This is a genomic window from Massilia frigida, assembly GCF_011682175.1.
Taxonomy (GTDB): Bacteria; Pseudomonadota; Gammaproteobacteria; order Burkholderiales; family Burkholderiaceae_D; genus Telluria_A; species Telluria_A frigida.
Map to the genome: position 1 here is coordinate 1 of NZ_WHJG01000084.1, position 5,382 is coordinate 5,382.

Here is a 5,382-nt window from a genome sequence, read left to right on the forward strand (position 1 = left end):
TGATACGCTGGCAGTGCAACAGCAGCCAGGATACCGATAATTGCAACAACGATCATCAGTTCGATCAGGGTAAAACCGGCTTGTGCCTTCTTCATCATTTTCATCGATTTCATTTTGCTACTCCTAGTTGGTTTAATTCGGAACTTGTGAACCGTACTTGGGTATATGCAAGCGCCGTGCCAGGTCGGCTTTTTGACACGACACCCCGTATTTCAATATTAATAGTGTGAATTTGACAAATTTTTGACCTGTAACTGACAGGTTTTGGCAACTTGCTATGCCATTTTTTGTCATTTGGAACGTTTTTACCGTTTTTTTGTGCGCAAAGTGCGATGGTACATGTGCTGGCGGCGACAACAGCGCTTCCCAATACGTTTCCACAGGAGTCATGCATGGCCGCCCGTATGACCAGCTGAGAACGTAGAGGCTCGTCACAGTTTACATTAGGGAGATAACGCGCATGTCCCCGGGCGGCACCTGATCCTACCAAGACCAGAAGGGAAGCGATTTGACAGGGACGATGGACGCGGGAACGGTGACGCGCCAAGGCAGGAAATACGGCAGGGGGAGCCCTGGGGACTAGCAGTGGTCATCAAGAAGGAGAGCGGAGAACGGCGGGAAGTTGGCGCAGCAACTACCCCAGAAATGCAAAAGCCCCCTGGGCCAGGGGGCTCGGCTGTTCAAAGATAAATTATATGCATTCTTTCGGCTTGACGTTATCATTCAGCGTCGAGCTGCAGGTCCAGATGTTACCACCAGGACCGCCGGTCGGGCTTCTGGTCAGCGTGATCACGAAACCAGCAATTTGGGTATTGCCTTTTAGCACACACTCAAGGGTGGTCGCGCCCGACGGCTCCAGCGACACGGTCACCGCGCAGCGCTGCGTGGTTGAGTGCATCCCGATCGACTCCGGATCCGTAATGGCCGCGTCGACACCTTCTGCCATCTTCGTTTCGACGATAACCTTTCCAGCGGTAATTTCTGCCAAGCCCGTCATCGCTTGCGACTTGGCAATATAGTTTTGATACGCCGGCAGCGCGACGCTGGCCAGGATACCGATTATGGCCACAACGATCATCAATTCGATCAGCGTAAAGCCGGCCTGAACATGTTTCCGCTTGCTCGTCGATTTCATCTTATTCCCTCATTGCAGACACAATTGCCGCGCGTTAACCATTCTGAGGATATTGCAATCGCCGTGCCAGCGTATTTCGCAGTATTTGGCGTGTCGATACCCCGATTGTGCAAGAAAGCGTCAGCTTGTGCTGCCGGGAGTACAAAAATTGTCAGCCAGGAGCGACACTTTTTGCCATGTTGCAACTTCATGAGCGAAAAAGAAATGAGGAAAAGCGCCTACTCCGGCGTCAGGCAAAACACCATATCGGCCCCCGCCAGCTCGATCGCATCGCCGTGCTGCAAGCGGCGCGGGGTTTTGCCCGGCGCCACGCCATTGATCAGTGGCGCCACGCTGCCGTCCACATGGGTCAGATAATAGGCGCCGTTCTGACGCGTGATGGCGACCACCTGCACGCCTGGCTTACCCAGGGTCGACAGGGGCTTGGTCAACGCCAGCCGCTTGCCAGCATTTGGTCCGGTCTTGACCTCGATCGACCCGACCATGGATACCTCGACGGCAGGCGCTTCGGGTGGCGCGCGCCGCGGCCCGGCCATGAATTCGAGCTGGAAGCGCGCCACGACGATGGTGTCGTGGTCCTCCAGCATATGCTTGGCCACGCGCCTGCCGTTCACGTAGGTGCCATTGGTGCTGCCCAGGTCTTCCAGGAACACGTCGTCCATGATGAAGGTGAACGCCGCATGGGCGCCGCTCATGGCCGGGTGCGGGAGCACGATATCGCTGTCGGGCCTGCGCCCGAGCGTCATCCGGTCCTTGTCGAGCTCGACCTCTCGTATCACCGCGTGATCGCGCGATATGATAATTTTCGCCACTCTTGCCCTCCGTGGGGGTGACCCGCCAACGAGAACGGGGAGCCTGCGCTCCCCGTCATTATTCACTACCTTTGGCCTTGCTTACAAATTACAGCATGGCTTTCAGCAAACGCGCCATTTCCGACGGGTTTTTGGTGGCTTTGATGCCGCAGGCTTCCATGATGTCCAGCTTGGCTTGTGCCGTATCGGCGCCACCGGAAATCAGTGCGCCCGCATGGCCCATGCGCTTGCCCGGAGGAGCGGTCACGCCAGCGATGAAGCAAACCACTGGCTTTTTCATGTTGTCCTTGATCCAGTAAGCCGCATTGCCTTCGTCCGGACCGCCGATTTCGCCGATCATGATGACCGCGTCGGTATCAGGATCGTCGTTGAACATCTTCATGACGTCAATGTGCTTCAGACCGTTGATCGGGTCGCCGCCGATGCCCACTGCCGACGATTGGCCCAGGCCCAGTGCGGTCAGCTGGCCGACTGCTTCGTACGTCAACGTGCCCGAACGCGAGACCACGCCGATGCGGCCCTTGCGGTGGATGTGACCTGGCATGATGCCGATCTTGATTTCGTCAGGGGTGATCAGGCCTGGGCAGTTCGGGCCCAGCAGCAGGGTCTTGGAACCGGCCTTGGCCATGCGGTCCTTGAGCGCCATCATGTCACGCACAGGAATGCCTTCGGTGATGCAGATTGCCAGGTCGAGTTCAGCTTCGACGGCTTCCCAGATCGCGGCGGCGGCGCCTGCCGGCGGCACGTAGATGACCGACACGTTGGCGCCGGTTTCTTTTTTCGCTTCTGCCACGTTAGCGAAAATAGGAATGCCTTCGAAATCTTCGCCGGCCTTCTTCGGGTTCACGCCGGCAACGAAGCATTCCTTGCCATTCGCGTAATCGCGGCACATGCGGGTGTGGAATTGACCGGTCTTGCCGGTAATCCCCTGGGTGACTACTTTTGTATCTTTATTGATCAGAATCGACATGTTTGTTCCTTCGAATTAGGCCGGATTAGGCTTTATGAGCAGCAGCAGCCGCTACCACGGCCTTGGCTGCGTCTTCCATCGTATCGGCGGCGATGATCGGCAGGCCGGACTCGGCCAGCATCTTCTTGCCGATGTCTTCGTTGGTGCCCTTCATGCGCACAACCAGCGGCACGGTCAGGGAAACGGCCTTCGATGCGGTGATCACGCCTTCGGCGATCACGTCGCAACGCATGATGCCGCCGAAAATGTTGACCAGGATGGCTTTCAGGCCTGGATTCTTCAACATGATCTTGAACGCTTCAGTCACTTTTTCGGCCGTGGCACCACCGCCCACGTCGAGGAAGTTGGCAGGCTCGCCACCGAACAGCTTGATGGTGTCCATGGTGGCCATGGCCAGGCCGGCGCCGTTCACCAGGCAGCCGATGTTGCCGTCGAGCGAGATGTAAGCCAAGTCGAACTTCGATGCTTCGACTTCGGCCGCGTCTTCTTCATCCAGGTCGCGGTAAGCGACGATGTTCGGCTGGCGATACAGGGCGTTCGAGTCAAAATTGAATTTGGCGTCGAGCGCGATGACCTTGCCGGAGCCGGTCAGGATCAGCGGGTTGATTTCCGCCAGCGAAGCGTCGGTTTCCCAGTAGGCTTTGTACAGGCCCTGCAGCTGAACGCGCGCGTCGGCGATCGATTCAGGCGGCACGCCGATCTTGGCCGAAATCTCGTCCGCTTCAGCGTCGGTCAGGCCGACCGATGGGTCGATCGCGATCTGGTGGATTTTTTCCGGGTTCGAGTGGGCAACTTCTTCGATGTCCATGCCGCCTTCGGAGGACGCCATCAGCACCACGCGCTGGCTGACGCGGTCGGTAACCATCGACACGTACAGTTCTTTCTTGATGTCCGCGCCTTCTTCGATCAGCAGGCGGCGTACTTTCTGGCCTTCCGGGCTGGTCTGGTGCGTGATCAGCTGCATGCCCAGGATCTGCTCTGCATATTCCTTGACCTGTTCCAGCGACTTGGCGACTTTCACGCCGCCGCCCTTGCCGCGACCGCCAGCATGGATCTGTGCCTTGACTACCCAGACCGGACCGCCGAGCGTCTCGGCTGCTTTAACAGCCTCTTCCACGGACAAGCACGGAATGCCGCGCGGTACCGTCACTCCATACTGCCGGAGGATTTCTTTGCCTTGATACTCATGGATTTTCATGCTGGCTTCCCTTCTTCTGATACTGATTTGTAGAAAATACGGTTGAAATGCGAGAAAAAAACGGGAAAGCGCTGCTAACCCGGTACAACTTTCGCCACCCAGCGCGGATAGTACACCGCGACGGCAGGACCCTCGGCACGCAGGGCATGACATTTATCGATCTGGAACGGCTTGTCCGGCAAGGGGTCGTGGCCAGCCCCGTCGCGGGTCTGGATCACGTCGTTGGCGTAGGCCTGGATCGCCGCGGTCGGCAGGATCTGCGCCAGTTCGTTCAGGTGCGTGCAGCCCAGCACGCCGGAGAGCCGCTCTTTGACGCCAAGGCGAAAGCCTTTCATCAAGGACAGGCCGATCAATTTTTTGTAAGCAGGTGCTATGGTATCGCAATAGCCCGGGTACGGAACCGCATCGGACGCGGCTTCGGCATCGACAATGGTCAGTTCGCGGTTGATGGTGATGCGCAGGTGCAGGTTATGCAGGTAGGTGCCGCCGCTGCGTACGCCAGACGCCAGGGTCACGTCGCGGACCTTGACGTCAGTGATACGGGCGTCGAGATCCCACAGGCCATCGTCGCGCGCGAACGCTTCGATTTCGATGGCGCGCGTATGCCGTAGTGCGCGAGGGACGGGAGAAGACAGGGGCATGAAGACAAGACCAATGCCGAAAATGCGGCGTAAATAGTTGCAGCCGGTGTGCACATCGTGCACGTTGCCGCAGCTTCTACGGCAACAACCGCTCATGCGGCGCTGCTTAAACCCCAAAAGTTTAGCACATGCGGGAGGCCAGTTGCGCTGCAACATGGTTTTTAGGGGAAAGATGCGCGAAATTTCACCGGTTGGGGGGTATCGGTTGATCGGTGGTATTCCTCGACTGCGAGCGAAGGGACGGGATGCAAGGGGGTAGACACATCTTGGTAACGTTCACGTGTACGCGCGCCCCCTTCGCCGTCCCTACATCATCCTGCCTCTTTGCTGATGCTCTTGGCACGCTGCGCGCAGCATACCAAGAGCATCCTCCGCTGCGAAAATGTAAAGTCGTAGCCGGAAGCCGTGCTCATGAATATATAGCTTAGTCTCCGCCTGAGACCGGTGCCGTGTGCTTAACTACCGCTCCTTAATTTCAACTTTTCCGCAAAAAAATTTTGGCTCTATGACGTTTTCGGTGAAACTTGACGACCGCCACGGTATCGCCTAATTGAAACCGACCGCTTCACGGCGGCCTGCAAGGGATTGACGGGTAAATGAGCGAGTTTGGACATGCGCAGATAGGC

6 protein-coding genes are annotated in these 5,382 nt (G+C 57.5%); all 6 read right to left on the reverse strand.

Annotated elements, in window-relative coordinates; translation table 11 throughout:
• Positions 1-113 (reverse strand): type IV pilin protein (locus F2P44_RS33740; protein WP_370662789.1); only part of this gene is annotated, 113 nt, incomplete at its 3' end.
• A 578-nt stretch (positions 114-691) separates the two neighbouring features.
• Positions 692-1,135 (reverse strand): pilin, encoded by a 444-nt coding sequence (locus tag F2P44_RS33745; RefSeq protein WP_167094378.1) that lies wholly within the window; start codon positions 1,133-1,135, stop codon positions 692-694.
• A 218-nt stretch (positions 1,136-1,353) separates the two neighbouring features.
• Complete coding sequence (locus F2P44_RS33750; protein ID WP_167094380.1) at positions 1,354-1,947, reverse strand: FHA domain-containing protein; 594 nt, start codon at positions 1,945-1,947, stop codon at positions 1,354-1,356.
• Positions 1,948-2,035: 88 nt separating this feature from the next.
• Positions 2,036-2,917: a succinate--CoA ligase subunit alpha gene (gene sucD / locus F2P44_RS33755; RefSeq protein WP_166894617.1), complete on the reverse strand. Its 882-nt coding sequence runs from the start codon at positions 2,915-2,917 to the stop codon at positions 2,036-2,038.
• A gap of 25 nt (positions 2,918-2,942) precedes the next feature.
• Entirely contained in the window at positions 2,943-4,115 is a 1,173-nt protein-coding gene (gene sucC, locus F2P44_RS33760) for an ADP-forming succinate--CoA ligase subunit beta (RefSeq protein ID WP_167094382.1), read from the reverse strand.
• Between the two features lie 74 nt (positions 4,116-4,189).
• Complete coding sequence (locus tag F2P44_RS33765; RefSeq protein ID WP_370662788.1) at positions 4,190-4,912, reverse strand: DUF2889 domain-containing protein; 723 nt, start codon at positions 4,910-4,912, stop codon at positions 4,190-4,192.
• Positions 4,913-5,382: the final 470 nt, after the last annotated feature.

Coding starts and splice junctions, on each gene's coding strand:
- F2P44_RS33745 (WP_167094378.1), bottom strand. CDS start 1,135: ATGAAATCGACGAGCAAGCGGAAACATGTTCAGGCCGGCTTTACGCTG.
- sucD (WP_166894617.1), bottom strand. CDS start 2,917: ATGTCGATTCTGATCAATAAAGATACAAAAGTAGTCACCCAGGGGATT.
- sucC (WP_167094382.1), bottom strand. CDS start 4,115: ATGAAAATCCATGAGTATCAAGGCAAAGAAATCCTCCGGCAGTATGGA.
- F2P44_RS33765 (WP_370662788.1), bottom strand. CDS start 4,912: ATGTTGCAGCGCAACTGGCCTCCCGCATGTGCTAAACTTTTGGGGTTT.